We start from the raw sequence: 17,603 nt of genomic DNA on the forward strand, positions 1-17,603 counted from the left end.
ATTTGCGCGCATCTCAAAGACTTTTTGACGCACGTCAAATGTTTACGTAACGTCGGAATTCCCAAAGGAGGCACGTAATGGCCGATCTGTCCGATTTTCCCATCACCAAGCGGTGGCCCGCCAGCAACCCCAATGCGATCCAGCTTTACTCCTTCCCGACGCCCAACGGCGTGAAGGTCTCGACCATGCTCGAGGAGACCGGGCTGGAATACGAGGCGCACCGCGTGACGCTCTCGGATGTGGACGTCAGAAGCCCTGAGTTCCTCTCGCTGAACCCCAACAATAAGATCCCCGCCTTGATCGACCCGAACGGGCCGGACGGCGTGCCGGTCGGGATCTGGGAAAGCGGCGCAATCCTGCTCTACCTGGCCGACAAGACCGGCCAGTTCGGCGGCGCCAACGCCACCGAGCGGGCGCGGATCACCCAATGGCTGATGTGGCAGATGGGCGGCCTGGGGCCGATGTTCGGCCAGCTCGGGTACTTCTCCAAATTCGCAGGCTCCGAGATCGAGGACCCCCGCCCGCGCGAGCGCTACATCACCGAGGGCAAGCGCCTCTTGGCCGTGCTCGATAGCGCGCTAGAGGGGCAGGACTGGATCGCCGGCGGCTATTCCATCGCGGATATGGCGATTGCGCCCTGGCTGCGGGCGCTGGACTATTACGGCGTGAAAGAGATGCTGGGCATTGCCGACAACAAAAACGTTGTGGCCTATCTTGACCGCTTCCTTGCGCGCCCCGCCGTGCAGACCGGCCTGGTGACGCCCCCGCGCGAGGGCTAGCCCGCGCGCATCCCGTCCGAGATCTTCTCGGCCATCATGATCGTGGGGGCGTTGGTGTTCCCCCCGATCAGCCGCGGCATCAGGCTGGCGTCCACGACGCGCAGCCCCTCCATCCCGCGCACGCGCCCCTGCGGGTCGCACACGGCCATCTCATCGGTGCCCATCTTGCAGGTGCCCACGGGGTGATAGATCGTGTCGGAGCGGGCGCGGATATCGGCCTCTAAAGCGGCGTCCGAGCCGTCGTGATCATAAAGCTTCTTACCCCGCCAGGGATCAAACTGCGGCGCGTCCAGGATGTCCTGCATCTTGCGCGCGCCGGTCTTCAGCAGCTCTAGGTCGCGCGCGTCGGACAGGAAACTGGGGTCAATGCGCGGCGCCGCCTTGGGGTTGGTTGAGTGAAGCCCAACGAAGCCCCTGGAATGCGGCCGCAGCACGCAGACATGGCAGGAATAGCCGTATCGGAAGTGGATCTTGCGCATGTGGTCATCGACAATCGCCACCACGAAATGCAGCTGCAGGTCCGGGCGCTCCACCCCGGGCGCGGATTTCAGGAACGCTCCGCCCTCGGCATATGGCGTAGCGAAGAGGCCCGTCCCATCCCGTCTCCACCGCAGCGCGGCGGCCCCAAGTGCCGCAAGGCCTTTCGGCCCAAGCCCGACCACGTCATCGCGCTTCGAGTGGTAGCTGATGATGTAGTCCAGGTGATCCTGCAGGTTCTGGCCCACCCCCGGCAGCTCATGCACCACCTGGATCCCATGGGCGGCAAGCTCGTCGCGCGGCCCGATGCCCGACAGCATCAGCAACTGAGGCGACCCGAAAGCGCCCGCCGATAGGATCACCTCGCGCCGGGCCGTGATCTTCTTGCCACCGGCGAGGATCCCCGTTGCGCGACCGCCATCGGTCAGCACCCGTTCCGTGCGCGTCTTGGTGAGGATCGTCAGGTTCGCGCGCGCCTGCACCTCATCGGGCAGATAGGCCATCGCCGACGAGCATCGCTCGCCCTTGCGCGCGCCGGCATGGAACTGCGTGACTTGGTAGAGGCCTATGCCCTCCTGCTCGGGCCCGTTGAAATCGGCGTTTTGGGGGATCTGCATCGCTTCGCCCGCCTCAACGAAGGCGCGCGAGATCGGGCGCGGCTCGGACTGATCCGCCACCGCCAGGGGGCCCGCAGCGCCGTGCAGCGCGTCGCCGCCGCGCTGGTTGCCCTCGGCGCGTTGGAAGTAGGGCAGCACGCTCTCCCAGTCCCAGCCCTCGCAGCCCAGATCCGCCCATTCGTCATAGTCGCCCCGGTGGCCGCGTATGTAGAGCATCGCATTGATCGCGCTGGAGCCGCCCAGCGCCTTGCCGCGCGGCTGGAACCCGCGCCGCCCGTTCAGGCCCGGCTGCGGCTCGGTCTGGAACGCCCAGTTGTTGATCTTGGGCCGGCCAGAGATCATCCCCGCGACCAGCCCCGGCGCCCGCACCAGGATGCCGCGCCCCGCGCCGCCTGCCTCGACAAGGCACACGCTGACCTTGGGGTCCTCGCTCAGCCGCGCGGCCATCACGCAGCCTGCGGAGCCGCCGCCAACGATCACATAGTCAAATTCCATGGAACCCTCCCGCCCATTGCCGAAAGGCTAGACGGGCTGGCCGCTATGATGCAACCGTAACCTGTCGTCGACGGCGCTATCCCGGCAGCGCGCCCGTCAAGGCGTAGCGCAGGATCTCGGCCACCTGCCCGGGCCTGTCACAGACCGCCAGCGCGGCGGCGTGGACCTCCTTGAGCGCGTGCTGATGCTCGGGCAGATTGATCACGATGATGGATTTGCCCAGCGCGGCGGCATAGCCCGCATCGAAGGCCGCGTTCCACTGCCGGTACTTCTCGCCAAAGCGCACCACCACCACGTCGGCATCCTCGATCCCCTTGCGGGTGCGGATCGCGTTGACCATCGCGCCCTTGTGGTCGTGCCAGTACTTGTTGGGCTCCGCGCCCAGGATCGCGACGCCGCAATCGTCGCTGGCCGCGTGGTCCGTGACGGGGCTGTTAAAGCTCACGTCGAGCCCCGCGGCGCCCTCGATGATCTGCGCGCGCCAATCGGTGTGGATCTCGCCGGAAAGATAAACGTTCAACGTCATTTTGTTCTCCTTGTCGGGGGCCGCTCATCCGCCCTGGCGGGCGTCTTCGCTGCGAGAGGCTACCCCCGCAAGCTCCCGCCGGTTGCCTTCTCGACCTTGGCGACGATCTTGGCGCCCACCGCCTCGATCTCTTCATCGGTCAGGGTCTTGTCCGACGGCTGCAGCCGCACCGCAATGGCGAGGCTCTTTTTGCCCTCGCCCAGGCTGCCGCCGATGAACTCGTCGAACACGCGCACCTCTGCGATCAGCGCCTTGTCGGCCCCGGCGGCGGCGTTCACCAAGGCGCCCGCCTCGACGCCCGCATCCACCACGAAGGCAAAGTCCCGCTCCACCGCCTGCAGGTCATGCAGCTGCAGCGCAGCCCGCGTCGGGCCCTTCGCCTTGGGGAAGGGGATCTTGGCCGGATGGATCGCGAAAGCCACGACATTGCCCTTGAGGCCATAGGCCTGGGTCACTTTGGGGTGCAGCTCGCCAAAGGCGCCCAGCACGTTCTTGGGCCCAAGCGACAGCTTGGCCGAGCGCCCCGGGTGCCACCAGTCGTTCACCTCGCGCAGATGCATCAGCTTGGCGGGCGCGCCTAGGGCCGCCAGCACCGCCTCGGCATCCGCCTTGGCGTCGAAGATGTCCACCGCGCGGCGCGCGCCGAAGCGGTCCCGCGCACCGCCATGCCCCACCAGGATCCCGGTGATCAGCGCCTCTTGGTCCTCGGGCTCGGCGCCATGGTAAACCGCGCCCACCTCGAACAGCGCCAGGTCCATGAAACCCCGCGCCTGGTTGCGCGCCGCCGCCTGCAGCAGCCCCGGCAGCAGCGAGGGCCGCATATGGCTCATCTCCGAGCTGATCGGGTTCTCCAGCCGCGTCGTCTCCTGCCCGCCGCCGAAGCGCGCGGCTGAGGCCGCGTCGATGAACGAGTAGGTCACGCATTCATTATAGCCAAGGGCGGCGCAGCTTCGCCGCGCGATCGCCTCGCGCTTTTGCCCAGGGGTCAGGATCGGGCGCGGCACACCGGGCTGGGTGCGCGCCATGGGCTTGCCCTCCAGCTTGGTCAGCGAGGCGATCCGCGCGACCTCCTCGACCAGGTCGGCCTCGCCTTTGACGTCGCCGCGCCAGCTCGGCGGGTGCGCCATGTCGCCCTCCAGCGTGAAGCCCAGGGCCTCCAGCGTGGCGCGCTGCGTCTCGGCGGGGATCTCCATCCCCACCAGCGAGGCCACGCGGTCGGTGTCCAGCTTATAGGCGCGGGCCACATCCAGCGGCGCCCCGTCCTGCACCACCTCCGAGGCCTCCCCGCCGCAGAGCTCCAGGATCATCTGCGTCGCGGCCTCCAGCCCCGGCAGGGTGTGCTCGGGGTCCACGCCGCGCTCGAACCGGTACTTGGCGTCCGAGTTCACCTTCAGCTTGCGCGCGGTGCCCGCAATGGTCACCGGGTCCCAATAGGCGCTCTCGAGGAAGACGTTCACCGTCTGCTCGGTGCAGCCCGAATGGGTGCCGCCCAGGATGCCCGCGAGGCTCTCAAGCCCCGCATCGTCATAGATGCCCATCATGCCCGGCTCGACCGCATAGGTCTTGTCGTCCAGCCCGGCATATTCCGTCACCTCGTCCACCGGACGGATCACCAGGTCGCCCTGGACCACATCCGCGTCGAAGACATGCAGCGGGCGGTTCTGGTCGTAGGTGAAGAAGTTGGTGATATCCACCAGGGCCGAGATCGGCCGCAGCCCGATGGCCTTCAGCCGCGCCTGCAGCCAGGCCGGGCTCGGCCCGTTCTTGACGCCGCGGATCACACGGCCGGTGAAATGTGGGCAGCCTTTATCTTTCAGCGCCGCATCAATGCGCACCCCAATCGGCGAGGCGAAGGCGCCGGGGACCGGCGCGATCACCTGCGGCTTCAGCGTCCCAAGCCCCCGCGCCGCCAGATCCCGCGCCACGCCGCGCACGCCCAGGGCGTCCTGCCGGTTCGGCGTGATGGCGATCTCGATCATCGGGTCCACCTTGCCGGCGTCGTGCTCGGCCAGCCAGTCGGTGAACTTGGTGCCCACCGCAGGCTCGCCCGGCAGCTCGATGATGCCGTCATGCTCCTCAGAGAGCTCCATCTCCCGCTCCGAGCACATCATGCCGTGGCTCTCGACGCCGCGGATCTTGCCGACCTGGATGGTGGTGTCGATGCCGGGGATGTACATGCCGGGCTTGGCCACCACCACGCGGATGCCCGCGCGGGCGTTCGGCGCGCCGCAGATGATCTGCTTGACGCCCTCGTCGGTCTCAACCTGGCAGACCCGCAGCCGGTCGGCGTCCGGGTGCTGCTCGGCCTCCTTCACGAAGCCCACCGTGAAGGCGCCCAGCGCGTCGGCGGGGTCGACGACCTCCTCGACCTCCAAGCCGAGGTCGGTCAGCGTGTCAGCGATCTCGGCCACCGAGGCGTCGGTGTCGAGGTGGTCCTTCAACCAGGAAAGCGTGAATTTCATCTGCGTTTTACCCTTGCGGTGTCGCGGCGTGACCTAGCGCAGCTTGTGGCGGATGGGAAGGCTAAGCTGTGGGGTGATGGTTCTGGCCTGGAGCGGATGTTGAATTCAAACGCTTCGCCCTAAGAACGCTTGCCGACACCAGACGCCACGGAACCCAAGCAATGCAACCGCCCGAGCTTGCCTCGGGCAGCGGCCGACCTCCCCCAGGAGGCCGCTTTTGCCACGTTGCAAACCATTGGAACGCTCGCGTTTTCAGAAATCGCCTGCACAACAGAACCGTGGCGCAAGCGACCTCCAGGTCGGCCGCTGCCCGCGTTGCGCTTGGCTCAAGGTGGAGGCCCCCGGTCAAGTCCGGGGCGGAAGATCTTCAACGCCCCAACCAAACCCACCGCGCGCACTGTTAACCACGACATTTCCCGACCCCGTGCCCGACGGAAGTCCGACGTTTTGCCGACAAAAGGCCGACACCGGATTTCCCAGCAAAATAAGCCGTTAAGACCTGATTCGCCGCCAATACAGACTCCCAGCGGTAACGATCTGTTAACTCAGTCCCGAATATGCGGCAGGATCGCTGCCGCCAACGCGCGCGCATCCGTGTCCTTGGGGTCCTCCGGCGCGGCCACCGGCACGGCGGCCAGCCAGCGCTCCCACTGCACCGTGCCCTGGGTCACCACGTCCGGCAGGCCCAGGTCCCGCAGCGTCTTGCAGACTTCCTCCATCTCCGCGGCGCGGCGCACGCCATGCACCATGGCGCGCTCGAAATTATAGGTCGCCTGGGCGTCCCAGTCGAAGCCGGGGTAGTTCAGCTCCAGGCTCGGCAGCACCTCGTCCGCCACATCAGCGGCGCTCACCGCCAGCATGAACTCCGCCGTAAGCGCCTCTAATCCCTTGATTAAAACAGAGCGCACCATCTTGATGGTGCTGGCGCGACCGACGTCGCCCGTGACGATGCGGGTGGTCATGGGCAGCGCGTCCAGCAGCGGCTTGACGGCCTCGGCACGCGGGCCAGAGATCAGGCAGGGCACGGCGTTAAGCGCCGGGTGCACCGGCGCCATGACGGCCACGTCCACATAGCGCGCGCCGGCCGCCTCCACCGCAAGGGCGGATTTCTGCTTGGCCGAGGGGGCGCAGGAGTTCAGGTCGCAAAAGAAGGCGCCCTGGTTGAGATGCGGGGCCGCGGCCTCGGCCACAGCGTTGGCCTGGTCCGCCGTTACCACAGAGATCACCAGATCGGCCTCGGCCAAAGCCTCCGAGAGGCTCCCCGCGCCCTTTATTTTCAACGCCTTATAGCGATCCTGCATCTCCTCTCGGGTCGCCGGGTCATCCGTCTTGCGGTCGTAGGCGGCGGTCTCAAACCGCCCCGCGCCCCAGCCGGTGATCAGGGCCGAACCCGCCTCGCCCATGCCGATGAATGCCAATTTCATAAGCGCTCTCCTTCACGGATCGGTGTTCCATGCGGCTCCGCCCTTGGCAAGCCCGGCGGGTCCGCTATCCTCTGGTTATGACGACTCCCCTGGCCCCTGGAGACGCCCTATGTATCGTTTGATTGTCCTTATTTTTCTGGCCGCGACCGCCGCGCAGGCGCAGGACCGCCGCCCCAGCCATTGCATTGCCATCGCGGATGCAGCACCTGGGCTGCAATACCTGCACAAGGCCGCCTTCACCGACCCCGTGCCGCAGTTCAGCGTCCGCATCAGCTATATCGACCACTCGATGTTCGCGATCCAGACCCAAGGCGGGCTGAGCGCGGTCACCGATTACAACGGCTATGTGGGGGCGGATTTCCTGCCCACCGTGATCACCATGAACCACGCGCATGACTCGCATTGGACGATGTTCCCCAACCCCGATATTCCCCATATTTTAAAGGGCTGGGGCGATGGCCCGCAGGGCGCCGAGCACCACCTGGACCTGGGCGAGATGCTGATCCGCAACGTGCCCACGGACATCCGCGGGCGCTTTGGCGGGCCGCCCGAGATCAACGGCAATTCTATCTTCATCTTCGAGGTCGAGGGGCTCTGCATCGGGCACCTGGGGCATCTGCATCACGAGCCCACGGACGCGCAATTCGCGGCCATCGGGCGGCTGGATGTGGTGATGGCCGCCGTGGATGGCGGCATGACCCTCCCGACGGACGCCATGGTGCGGATCATGAAGCGGGTGAAGAGCTCGGTGGTGATCCCGATGCACTGGTTCGGACGGTTCACGCTGGACCAGTTCCTCGTTGAAATGTCAGACGAATTCGCGATCGAGAAGACCGGCGTCTCGGAATACGTGGTCTCGCTGAGGACCCTGCCCCGGACCCCAACGGTGGTCGTCCTGGAACCGGACTACCCGGTGAGTTTTGACGACGACATCTGAGCTTGGCGGGACCAAGGCTTTTCCAAAAGCCTTGCAAGATCCTTGGAAGGATCTTGGCCCGCCCAGCCTCACCGTCGCGGCTTAGACCGCCACGTGTCGAGCCACTGAGAGATGCGCCCCCGCCGGTCCGCCACCTCGTCGCCCACCCGCGCCGCGGCGTCGCTGACGTCCTCGAGCACCGGGTCGATCTTACGCTCGCGGAACTGCCGCCACATCGCCCGCGCCAGGGCCCAGCCGAAGACCAGAAAGATGAAGAAGAAGATGTTGAACCACGGGATCGGATAGACGTTCGGGCCCTCTATGGGGCGGATGCCCACCGCGTTGGGGAAGACCGTAAAGAAGCGATTGCGCCAGCCGTAATGCGTGATCACCACCCATTGCGGTTCTGCCGCGGTAGAGACTACCGCCGCCGCCTCTGCCTGCAGGTCCGAGCTGTCAAACTTGAAGTAGGGCGGCCAGATCCAGCCTGTGTCCTCGTTGCGGAAGACCATCACCCGCTCGGCGTCGCGCGGGATGAACCCCAACAGGAACGAGCGCTTCCTCACCGTGTTGATCAACCGCAGATCGCGGTTCGAAAGCTCCGCCGCGCCGCTATCGGCCTGCGCGTAGAACATCCGGTTATACCAGGAGAAATCCGCCCGGATCACCTCGGTCGAGGTCACCCGCGCCACGTCATGCTGCGGCAAGAGGTAATGAAAAAACGCAAACAGGATCAGAAAGATGATCGTGCGAAAGGCGATGCGAAGACGGCGCATGGGCGCTCCTTTAATTCGTCGTGAACCAGGTGATCGCGATCAGCGCCACCGGCACCACATAGATAAGCCACAGGGCGCGATACCCAAGGCTTTGCTTGAATTCCTCGACGCCCGCTTCGACATCCGCGCTGCGCTCGACCGGATCGCGGCCCGGATGGGCCGCCGCCCATTCCTTTTCCAGCCGCTCGCGGGTGATCGAGCGCAGGTACCAGGCCACGGCCACATAGATGACCGTGCAGATCAGCGCCGCCAAGACGATAAGCCTTACGAAGTTCATCCTTCACCTCCCGCGCTTTACCGCGCCCCAGGGCCCCACAAGCTCTACCATCCGCTGCGGGTTTCTGCGCCGAGGGGGCCGAGCCTGCGGCTCGGGATCCTCCTGCGGCGGGCCGGGGGGCGTCATCCCCGGCTCCGGCCCGAACAGCGCCGCGCGCGTGCCCGCCTTATCCACCTGGTACTCCTCGTCCAGGAAGTCCGCCACAAACCCGCGCTTGCCGTCCTCCCAGCCCTTATAGAGCCCGTAGAACAGCTCCTTGTGGCAGATGAAGAGCTGCCGCACGTCCAGCGGCGCCAGCTCGGCCAGCATCTGGTTCACCAGGTCGCGATACATATGCGCCCCGCCGCGCAGGGTGTAGAAATAGGCCGGGTGCTTGCTGTCGATCTTGGGCCAGTCGCCGCCGCCGTCGATCCAGCGCACCAGGTCGGCGAGCCCCAGATAGGCCTCGGGTAGATCCGCCCCCAGCCCGCGCGCGATCATCCGCAGGTCACGCCGCGTCGCACCCTGCAGCGACTGCCCGGTGCTGGCCGCGGCATCGACCACGATGAAGTCCATCTTCTGGCGCAGGATCGCGCTGGCATCGGTGCCGCGAGCCTTCACGATGGGCTCCACCAGGTGGTTGAGGTCCAAAAACGCCGCCACACGATTGCGCGCGGACATGGAAAACGCCTCGACCCCGCCGATCTCGGGCACGGCACCCGAGGCGATCACCGCCGGATGCTCGACATCGCGCCAAACATAAAGCCCGCCGAAATGCGCCGTCCAGTAATTCGGTACCTCGGTGGTGGTCATCTCCAGGTCCACCGGGTTGCGCGTGACGTCGCCGGTCTCCTTGGCCAGGCCGATCATCTCGGCGATCAGCACGTCGTCCCACCAGGCGTCCTCTTCGGTCTTAAAGCGCTCGATCTTCGCCGTAAGCTCGCGCGCATTCGCCACGTCCCCGCCGGTCGTGTCCGCCTCGGTCACGATGCGGCGGATATCCATCAGCCGCGCGGGCGTGTTCGCCATAAGCACCGAGTTCTGCAGCTCCCCTGCCACCGCGTCGCGGGTGGTCAAAGCGAAAAGCTTGCTCTCGTTCTGCTCGATGAACTCCCGCAGCACCTGGCGCGAGAACGAGAACTTCGCGTTCAGCAGGGGCGCGCGCTTCTGCTCGGTCGTCAGCAGGATGAACTGCCGGTTCACGCCGTTGGGATTCAGATAGAGCGGGTCGTCCAGCTCCATACCGATCTCGGGCGAGTAGCCGGAGATGTCGATGTGGAAATCCGTAAGCGCGGTGTCCTTGCCGGTCAGGTGCCTCAAGGCACGCCGGTAGCGATCCACCAGGGCGGGCGAGGAGACCTCAATCAGGTTGCCGAACATCAGGCCTTTTTCGATGAGCCGCTTCATGCGCCCTTCCCGTCCCGCTTCGCCAAGTCCTGCCCCTTTCGCCTTTCCACGCCTTGCGCCCTCACGAACCACACTAGGGCCAATATGGGCGCCCAGACCACGCTCGTGTAGCCCGAAAGCCTAAGAAAGAACCAGGCGGTGCCGACGGGTGCCTCCGCGAGGAATGCGCCGAGCCCCACGCCGCGCGCCTGATAGGTCAGCGCAAAGACCACGGCCCCGGCCAGCAGGATCAGCCCCGCCGAGGCCCAAATCACCACCGCCACCTCGCGATGCGAGCGGGTGTCACGCCGCACCAAGACCCGCGGCAGGATCACAGCCAGCCCCGCCAAGACCAGCAGCGGGAACCCGGTGTTCCACCAGCCGATGGGCTCTGGCTGGATCATCGCTGCGCCTCCAAGAGCCCGTCGCAGCCCTTGCCGTCATAGGCGGTCTTGGCGGCCTTGATTTGGACGGTGCGGCGGGCCTCGAAGGTCGCGCCCGTGGCGGGCCAGGTGGCCTCATGCGTCGCCTCAGCAAGCTTGGCCCATAAATAGCCCAGAGAGAACTCGGTGGAGGGGCCCGGCGCGTACCATCGCCGGATCTGCGCGGGCACGTGCCGGGTGTTCCAGGAATGCAGCTTGCCCGCGCGCAGGTCCTCTAGGAGTTCCGACAGATCGGCATGCCCGGCCTGGAAAAGCCCGCGAAACTCGACTTCTTTGTCGCCGAGCAACGCCGCATGCGCGGCGCAGTCCCACAGCGCATACCCCTCGCGCCCCAGCGCGTTGTAGTCTTGGGCGGACGCCGAAATCGCGAAGGCCCCAGCGAAAATCCCGGACCCGAGGGCGGGAAAGCAACGCACCCACCCACGGGCGCAGCTCGGGCGCATGGCGGCTTCGCCGCAACGCAATTTCCGAAAGAACCACATCAAATCTCGCGCTCTTCTGAACTGTGCTGACAAGATTGATCGGATTCAAAATTAATTCTACCAAATCGGAATGCGAAAATTGCCGTCAAAAAAGGTATCCCACCAACTAAGCTCAATTGAAGCAGGAAAAACTCCTGCCTTGCCGCGAAATCAGTTACCGTCCCACCAGAATAGGGCGGACCACCTGCAGAAAGAACGACGGCGATCAGGACCACCCCACCCAATACAACTGCAAAAACGAATATGAAGCTCCGGCCATGCGACCCAGCTCTATGTGCGAAGCGACCGCAAAAATAAGCGGCAACAATGCTTATTAAGAGAGGTAGAAAAAAGACAGCTAGTCCAATCACCCCTTCCCCTCCACATACCGCCGCTTCGCCTCCTCGGTCCGGCCAAAGTCGCGGACCATGTTCTCAATGGCGACCTCGTCGGACTTGTCGGCATAGCGGAACTCGCTGTCGGCGTAGCGGTTCACTTCCTGGATCACCATGTCGATGGTGATGGGCTGGCGTAGGGCTGCGATCATGTCCCGCTTCTCGTCGTAGCTCTTGAACAGGAACAGATCGGGTTCCTCCATCCACTCGTCCGGCAGCTCGAAATCCATCGCGCGGACCTTGACGGCGTCGGTGATGTTCTTGATCGCACGGCCGGTGAAGCGCGCGTCCGCCTCCTGGATGCCCTTCAGATAGGTGCCGACCTTGGCGATGGTGTCCAGCGCGCCAAGATCGCTGGACACCCGGTCCCAGACCTCCAGCAAGCCCGCCTCATGCGGGCGCCCATGCCCCTCAAAGGACTTGGCCACCGCGCGCTTGATCTCTTGGGCGGCGTAAAGCTCGTGGTCCCCCAGCGGGATGTCGTGGTTCTTGCCCATCAAGAGCGCCAGGATGTCGATGTAATCCTCGCGCGTGATCGGCCCGTCGACCAGGAACCGCGCCCCGGCGCGCTGCCGCAAGGCGTCGTCCACATTCTCGGGGTAGTTGGAGAACATCCCGAAGGTGCAGTTGCCGCGCACCACCGTGTTGGCGCCGGCGAAGGCCTCCATGAAGACCGCCGTGACCTCCTGCTGGCCCGCGCTGGACTGCCGGTCGCCGCGCTTGCCCGCGATCTGGTCGATGTCGTCGATCGTGCCGAACCCGATCACGGCGGGGTCCAGCACGTTCTGGATAAACGCCTTGGCGTTCTGGCCCGACTTGCCCTGATAGCTGTCGATATTGTCGATGCCGAAGTTCTGATAGCGGAACGGGAAGCCCGCGTTCTGGCAATAGCCATGCACCAGCCCGGCCATCATCTGGATCAGCGTGGTCTTGCCCGTGCCCGGGGCGCCGTCGCCCATGAAGGTGAAGATGAAGCCGCCGAGCTCGGCGAAGGGGTTCAGCTTGCGCTCGAAATCATAGGCCATCAGCATCTTGGCCAGCTTCATCGCCTGATACTTGGCGATGTGGTTGCCCACGACCTCGCCCGGCGCCTTGAACTGCATGGTGATGGTGGACCCGCGCGCCTTATGCGCGGGCGTGAAACCCTGGAGGGTGAAGTCGTCGGCCTCGACGCGGTAGGTGGCGTCGGCGAAGGCGCCCGTGCGCGGGGCGGTCTGCGCGCGCAGGGCGACCTTTTCCATGAGCAGCTCGGTGAAGGCCAACACCGCTGCGACGAGCTTGTCCTCGGTATTGGCGAACCTCTCCAGGTCCTGGTCCAGCTCCCAGAGCGCGCCGTGCAGGGCAAGCTGGGCGTTGTCGGTCAGTACCTCCTCGACGCCGCCGATCTCGACGGTCTGCTCGGTGGCCGAAGAGGCCAGCAGATAGGCGGTGGCATTGGCGAAGCTGTGGAGGACAGCGAGCGCTTCGGCAGACAGGAGTTCCCCGAACTCCGAGGACTTGCCAGAGGGCAGCCGCCCCTCCAGGTTCTCTTTCTTCAGCTCCACCAGCCCGGTGGCCTGGGAGAATGCCTCGCCCACGGCCAGGGATATCGCCAGAGCCCGCCGCAAAGCCTGCAACACGGTCGCCTGCACGGGCGAGACCAAGGCGTCACCCTCATCCGCCGCCTCGATCCGTTCGATCAGCCGCACGCCTTCTGGCCGCGCGGTCGAGCGCCCGACAAGGCCAGGCGTGGTGGACCGGAACCGCCGCCGCGTTGCGATGCCGGGGGACCGCTCTTCCGCCCGAGCGGGCGTCCTCGCTGCGGCAATTCGGGGCGTGTGGTCGATCCCCTCCAGCATTGCCACCGCCGCGTCGTAATGCGCGCGGATCTCCTCCTCGCGCAGCTCCATCTGATCGCCTGAAATGCTCATCTCAAATCCACTTCTTTTCGGCTGAAAATACGGCGGGGGGTTTGGGGGGCTGGCCCCCCATCATCGCACGAAGTGCTAAACCTGCGCGCCGAAGGCGCTCCTTTGGATAACACCCCGCTCACCGATAGCTCACCACTTGCCCGCTGTCGGACACCACGAATTTGCGCACGTCGCGGAAGCCCGGGGGGGTCTTCTCGGCCAACACCTGATAGGGCCGCGCGGGCATGATGATCGCGCGTTCGGTGCGTGTGGCGCCGGTGTCCACGCCGCGGCCCGAGAAGGGATCCAAGGCGAAGATCTCGCGATCCACGGTGCCGAACCAGCCCGAGCGCTCCTGCTCTACGCGGTCGCTTTCCAGCACTTCTTCCGTCCACGACAAGGTCCAGTCCTGGCCCACCGGCGCGCGCGCCTCCTCCAAGACCTCGCGCAGGGGCCCGCGCTGGCGCGTGAAGGCCGAGGAATACATCGGCCCCACATGGAACCGCCGCAGCCGCTTGGGGTGCAAATCGTCGAAGTCCTGGTCGAAGCCTTTCGCAATCGTCACCAGCTTAAGCCCGCCCACGGCCTGCGCCATCAGGTGCCGCTGCACCTCGGGCCAGCGCCGGTCGTCGATGGGCAGGCCGTGGCGGCCGCTATCCTCAAGCTCCATCAAATAAAGCGTCGGCAGGTTCACCTGGCTGTCATAGACCGCCCACCAGATCAGGTAGGTACGCCGCCCGTTCTTGAGATTGCGCAGCCACTGCGCCTGCGGATGGTTCTGCGCCCAGAACAGATCTCCGTCCTGCAACGCCTCATAGTAAAGCCGCTGCGACATGGCGAATTGCAGCTTGGTCGGGATGGTCTGCTCGCCCACGATCTGCGCGATCATGTCGGATTTCAGCTGGTCCGCCCGCTTGAGCCCGCGCAGGTGCCCGTCCACCTGCTGGGCGTCGTTGGACATGGTCAGCACCTCGCGGAACACCGGAAAGCCGCTCTCCACGCGGTCGATGTCCAGCCCGCCAAAGGAGCGATCCGTGCGCCCGGTCATCAGGTACTTCAAGGACAACGCCCGGAAGGTCGCCGAGATCATCTGGACATAGGATCCAATCACCCGGGCCTCGAGCTTGGACAGGCGCTTCTCGCTTTCCATGGTCGCGGCGACGCGGGTCAGGTGGCCGGTAATGGCCTCGAACTTGCGGAAATACCGCCGCGCGGCGAAGGTGTCTGACAGCTCGGCATGGTCGCGGGTCATGTCGATCTCAGTCATCCGTCCGCGCCTTCCGCTGCCCCTTCACCATGCGCCATTTGAGCGCCAAAAGCACCAGTCCCGCGCCGCCCAGGATCGCCGTCACGAGGGTCTCTTGGCCCGTGGAATCGCCCAGCGCCCAGTCGGCACCCAACCAGAGCAGCGCCGCTGGCAGAATGACCAGCGGAAAGAGATGCATCCGCGCGCGCAGCCAGTTCATTCTTTGGGGTCCTTAAGCTGGGCTCGCATCGCATCGCGTTTTGTTGGGTCTCGCTTCAAACCGCTTCGCTGCACCTTCTCTACGCCCCACCATGCGGCACCCAGCACCATCAGCCCCACCATCGCCCAAGACAGCGGCCCATAGGGGCGGAAGAGGTCGGGAAACAGCTCGTCCACTCCAAACAACGGAGCGGCAGAGTAGACGCCGAAAAGGATCAACAGCGCTGTGACAAAAATGGCTAGGGGCATCTACGCCCCATACAGGTTCTTGTCGTGCTTCTCGACGATCGCCTGGAACCGCCGTGCGAAGCGCTCATCCGCCTTGGCCTTCTGCTCCAGCACGGTGCGGGCAAAGACCATGTGGTCCTCGTGGGCCTCCATCATCTCGGCCATGCGCTGGTTCGTGGCCGTGCCGATGGCAGCCATGGCGGCCTGCGCCTCTTTGTCGGTCTGCACCCCGATCTCGTTGATCCGGTGCGCCACGTCCTGCTGCTGCGCGGTCTTCAGCGACTTGCTGAGCGCGTCATAGAGCACCACGCGCTGCTTGGTGTCCGTCTGCAGCTTGTTGATCAGCACCATCTGGGTGGCCGCCTGGTTCTGTAGGCTGTCGACCCAGGTTTTGCCCTTCTCGATGTAGCGCTCCAGCGTTTGCGAGTTCGCCAGCTTGACCTGCTCTTGCTGCACCATCTCGTTGTATTGCTTGTTGAGGTCCGCCAGCTCGGTTTCCAGCTTGGTGCGGGCGGCGGCGTCCTGCTCCACCCCGATCTTGTTCTCTAGCGCGATGATCTTGGGGTCCATCGCCAGGATGTCAGCACGCAGTTTTTCCAGGTCCTGGACCACGAATTCGCGCTCGTCCAGGGTCTCGGTAAGGTTGGCCTCGACCTTCACCTTCTGCTCTTCGAGCATGCGCAGCTGGCCCTCCAAGAGCGCCACGATGGTGTCGGACTTGCCGATCAGGTCCTGCAGCTTGTCGTCGATATTGGCGGTGCGCATGCGCTCCTGGCGCAAGCTCTCGGACTTGCCCGCCGAGAAGATGCCGACGAAGCTTTCCCAGCCCGTCTTGGTGCGCATCTCGTCGAAATCCTTCGAGAAGGCGGCGGTCACGTCGTCGAGCCCCATGATCAGCTCGGCGATGTTGGCGTTCATCAGATCGGTATGGGCGTGCACGTCCTCCAGCGAGGCGTTCTCGATATCGATGGCGATGTCCTCGCCCACATCGAATTTTTCCTTGGCCGCATCAATTCGGCCGGTGAGTTCTGAAATCTTTGCCTGCGCCTTGGCCACTTGTGCCTGGCTCTCGCGCACCTGGGCGTCAAAATCGCTCATCTGTCTCCTCGTTGAGTATCGCGTGACCATTATATGGGTACTGGTTAACGGTTTTGCAGCCCCACGTCACCCCGAAACCGGCGCGTCGGGCTTAGTGCGCCTTTAGCCACGCCGGCGCTACCTGCATGAAAACAAAGCTCTTTCCAAGCCGCGCCTTATCCTTGAGCGATATGGTTATGCGCGTGTCGCCTAGGTCAAAGAGGCGCACGTCATGGGTGTCGGGGTGGTTGACGCGGTGCGGGCTGGGCTGCGGGGCGGCATCGGGGAAGCACTCGGTAAGCTTGGCAACCTGGCGGGCGAAGCCCGCGCGCGCGGCCTCGGAGCGGTAGGCATAGCCCCATTGGCAGAAGCCCCCCGCGCCGGTCTCGGTCAGCGCATCGCGGCAGGTGGCGCCCGAAAGGACCGCGATCGCAGGCCCGGCGATGAAATCGCGCAGCGCCGCACAGCTGCCCGCCGAGGCGGGCTGACCCAAAAGGATCGCGGCGCATAACGCCGCCGCCCCGCGGCCTCCTCTAACCTGTCGCCTCACGCTGGCCTCCTTACTCATATGCCGCAAGCCTAGGCACATCCCGCGCGTTTTCATAGCACGCGCGAGCAAAACCCGGCCAGCACAACCGAATCCGATTGCCCAGGTCCCGTGCCGCGCTATGCTGAGCACCAGGCCGCCGGGAGACGTCACAATGTTCCGTATCATTGCTTTTGTCGCGCTTCTCTGCGCTGCGACCACGCTGGCGCAGGCGCAGTCCACCCCCGATTTCACCCAGACGCTGCGCTCGATCCACCTGGACCCGGGCTTTCGCCAAGGGCTGCGCGAGCGCGGCTATACCGGCAAGAAGTTCGAGGTCATGGTCGACCACACGCGCCTGCTCTACGCCGACCGCGCCATCATGACGGGCATCGCCCGCAAGATCGACGAGGGGCTGCGCGCCAGCGGCAACCGCCCCAACCGGGCCTTCTTCGCGCGGCTCGACCAGGCGCTCAACGTGGCCTACAACACCGGGCTGACGCGGCTCTCGGGCGCCGAGCGGCGGCGGCTCTTCACCACCGATTTCGCCTATATCAACGCGCTGCCCAGCCGCGAGTGCACGCGGCTTCTGACGGGCAGGCTGCCGCCAGAGCGCGCCGCAGAGCTGTTCGACAAGTTCATGGTGCAGCTCTCGGCCGCGCAGATCGCCGAATACCACCGGGTGCTGCGCAAGGCCACGCGGCTGGGGCTGGCGCGCGGGGCCACGCCGCGCAGCCTCTCGGCGGCGGAGGTGCGACGGGTGGAGGAGGCCGTGTTCCCGACCGTCGACACGCTGATCGGCAAGCAGAAGAACGCCAAGGCGCTCTACAAGGCCTGGCGGGACGGCCCGCGCGGCACGCAGCGCTATGTCTGCACCTTCCGCAAGCTCTTTGCCGCCTCGGCGCAGGGCATCCAGGGCTCCACCGGCGACCTGGCGGTGCTGTGGATGATGACGCAATAGCGCGCGCCGCTGTCCGGGACCCCTTGGCCAAAGGCGTAGGATGG

The 17,603-nt window shown here is 65.4% G+C and carries 19 protein-coding genes; 3 read left to right on the top strand and 16 right to left on the bottom strand.

Features of this window, described 5'->3' with window-relative positions:
- The first annotated feature begins 77 nt into the window (after window positions 1–77).
- The gene (locus AIOL_RS02400) at window positions 78–779 is read left to right on the top strand and encodes a glutathione S-transferase family protein (protein ID WP_049641419.1); all 702 of its coding nucleotides are present in this window, start codon (window positions 78–80) and stop codon (window positions 777–779) included.
- Here the strand turns inward: AIOL_RS02400 and AIOL_RS02405 are convergent.
- The 4 genes from AIOL_RS02405 to AIOL_RS02420 form a co-directional block, all read right to left on the bottom strand.
- Window positions 776–2,368, bottom strand: coding sequence for a GMC family oxidoreductase (locus tag AIOL_RS02405; RefSeq protein WP_049641420.1), 1,593 nt, complete (start codon window positions 2,366–2,368; stop codon window positions 776–778). The genes AIOL_RS02400 and AIOL_RS02405 overlap by 4 nt on opposite strands.
- Window positions 2,369–2,444: 76 nt before the next feature.
- The gene (locus tag AIOL_RS02410; RefSeq protein WP_049641421.1) at window positions 2,445–2,894 is read right to left on the bottom strand and encodes a YtoQ family protein; all 450 of its coding nucleotides are present in this window, start codon (window positions 2,892–2,894) and stop codon (window positions 2,445–2,447) included.
- 59 nt (window positions 2,895–2,953) lie between these two features.
- The gene (pheT, locus tag AIOL_RS02415; RefSeq protein ID WP_049641422.1) at window positions 2,954–5,356 is read right to left on the bottom strand and encodes a phenylalanine--tRNA ligase subunit beta; all 2,403 of its coding nucleotides are present in this window, start codon (window positions 5,354–5,356) and stop codon (window positions 2,954–2,956) included.
- Window positions 5,357–5,901: 545 nt separating this feature from the next.
- Window positions 5,902–6,780 (bottom strand): NAD(P)-dependent oxidoreductase, encoded by an 879-nt coding sequence (locus tag AIOL_RS02420; RefSeq protein WP_049641423.1) that lies wholly within the window; start codon window positions 6,778–6,780, stop codon window positions 5,902–5,904.
- Between the two features lie 109 nt (window positions 6,781–6,889).
- Between AIOL_RS02420 and AIOL_RS02425 the strand changes: the two genes are divergently transcribed.
- On the top strand, window positions 6,890–7,717 hold the full coding sequence (locus tag AIOL_RS02425) for an MBL fold metallo-hydrolase (protein ID WP_049641424.1): 828 nt from the start codon (window positions 6,890–6,892) through the stop codon (window positions 7,715–7,717).
- A gap of 68 nt (window positions 7,718–7,785) precedes the next feature.
- Here AIOL_RS02425 and AIOL_RS02430 read toward each other — a convergent pair whose 3' ends face one another.
- The 12 genes from AIOL_RS02430 to AIOL_RS02480 form a co-directional block, all read right to left on the bottom strand.
- On the bottom strand, window positions 7,786–8,472 hold the full coding sequence (locus tag AIOL_RS02430; protein WP_049641425.1) for a DUF1523 family protein: 687 nt from the start codon (window positions 8,470–8,472) through the stop codon (window positions 7,786–7,788).
- A 10-nt stretch (window positions 8,473–8,482) separates the two neighbouring features.
- Complete coding sequence (locus tag AIOL_RS02435; RefSeq protein WP_049641426.1) at window positions 8,483–8,749, bottom strand: hypothetical protein; 267 nt, start codon at window positions 8,747–8,749, stop codon at window positions 8,483–8,485.
- 3 nt (window positions 8,750–8,752) lie between these two features.
- Complete coding sequence (locus AIOL_RS02440; RefSeq protein ID WP_049641427.1) at window positions 8,753–10,135, bottom strand: DUF6638 family protein; 1,383 nt, start codon at window positions 10,133–10,135, stop codon at window positions 8,753–8,755.
- Window positions 10,132–10,518: a hypothetical protein gene (locus tag AIOL_RS02445; protein ID WP_049641428.1), complete on the bottom strand. Its 387-nt coding sequence runs from the start codon at window positions 10,516–10,518 to the stop codon at window positions 10,132–10,134. Before AIOL_RS02445 ends, AIOL_RS02440 begins: the two co-directional genes overlap by 4 nt.
- A complete protein-coding gene (locus AIOL_RS02450; RefSeq protein WP_152912317.1) occupies window positions 10,515–10,973 on the bottom strand; it encodes a hypothetical protein in 459 nt (152 codons plus the stop codon). Before AIOL_RS02450 ends, AIOL_RS02445 begins: the two co-directional genes overlap by 4 nt.
- A gap of 65 nt (window positions 10,974–11,038) precedes the next feature.
- Window positions 11,039–11,389: a hypothetical protein gene (locus AIOL_RS24805; protein ID WP_152912318.1), complete on the bottom strand. Its 351-nt coding sequence runs from the start codon at window positions 11,387–11,389 to the stop codon at window positions 11,039–11,041.
- Complete coding sequence (locus tag AIOL_RS02455; protein WP_049641430.1) at window positions 11,386–13,323, bottom strand: AAA family ATPase; 1,938 nt, start codon at window positions 13,321–13,323, stop codon at window positions 11,386–11,388. The genes AIOL_RS24805 and AIOL_RS02455 overlap by 4 nt, the downstream gene beginning before the upstream one ends.
- 118 nt (window positions 13,324–13,441) lie before the next feature.
- Window positions 13,442–14,569 carry a hypothetical protein gene (locus AIOL_RS02460; protein WP_049641431.1) on the bottom strand — a complete coding sequence of 376 codons (1,128 nt, stop codon included), beginning with the start codon at window positions 14,567–14,569 and terminating at the stop codon, window positions 13,442–13,444.
- Window positions 14,562–14,768 (bottom strand): hypothetical protein, encoded by a 207-nt coding sequence (locus tag AIOL_RS02465; protein ID WP_049641432.1) that lies wholly within the window; start codon window positions 14,766–14,768, stop codon window positions 14,562–14,564. Before AIOL_RS02465 ends, AIOL_RS02460 begins: the two co-directional genes overlap by 8 nt.
- A complete protein-coding gene (locus tag AIOL_RS02470; protein WP_049641433.1) occupies window positions 14,765–15,016 on the bottom strand; it encodes a hypothetical protein in 252 nt (83 codons plus the stop codon). The genes AIOL_RS02465 and AIOL_RS02470 overlap by 4 nt, the downstream gene beginning before the upstream one ends.
- A complete protein-coding gene (locus AIOL_RS02475; protein WP_049641434.1) occupies window positions 15,017–16,093 on the bottom strand; it encodes a hypothetical protein in 1,077 nt (358 codons plus the stop codon).
- 91 nt (window positions 16,094–16,184) lie between these two features.
- The gene (locus AIOL_RS02480) at window positions 16,185–16,622 is read right to left on the bottom strand and encodes a hypothetical protein (RefSeq protein WP_152912319.1); all 438 of its coding nucleotides are present in this window, start codon (window positions 16,620–16,622) and stop codon (window positions 16,185–16,187) included.
- A gap of 151 nt (window positions 16,623–16,773) precedes the next feature.
- On the opposite strand from AIOL_RS02480, the gene AIOL_RS02485 reads away from it, so the two are divergent.
- Window positions 16,774–17,559, top strand: coding sequence for a hypothetical protein (locus AIOL_RS02485; protein WP_049641436.1), 786 nt, complete (start codon window positions 16,774–16,776; stop codon window positions 17,557–17,559).
- Window positions 17,560–17,603 lie beyond the last annotated feature (44 nt).

It is taken from the genome of Candidatus Rhodobacter oscarellae (assembly GCF_001078595.1).
Classification (GTDB): Bacteria; Pseudomonadota; Alphaproteobacteria; order Rhodobacterales; family Rhodobacteraceae; genus Rhodobacter_B; species Rhodobacter_B oscarellae.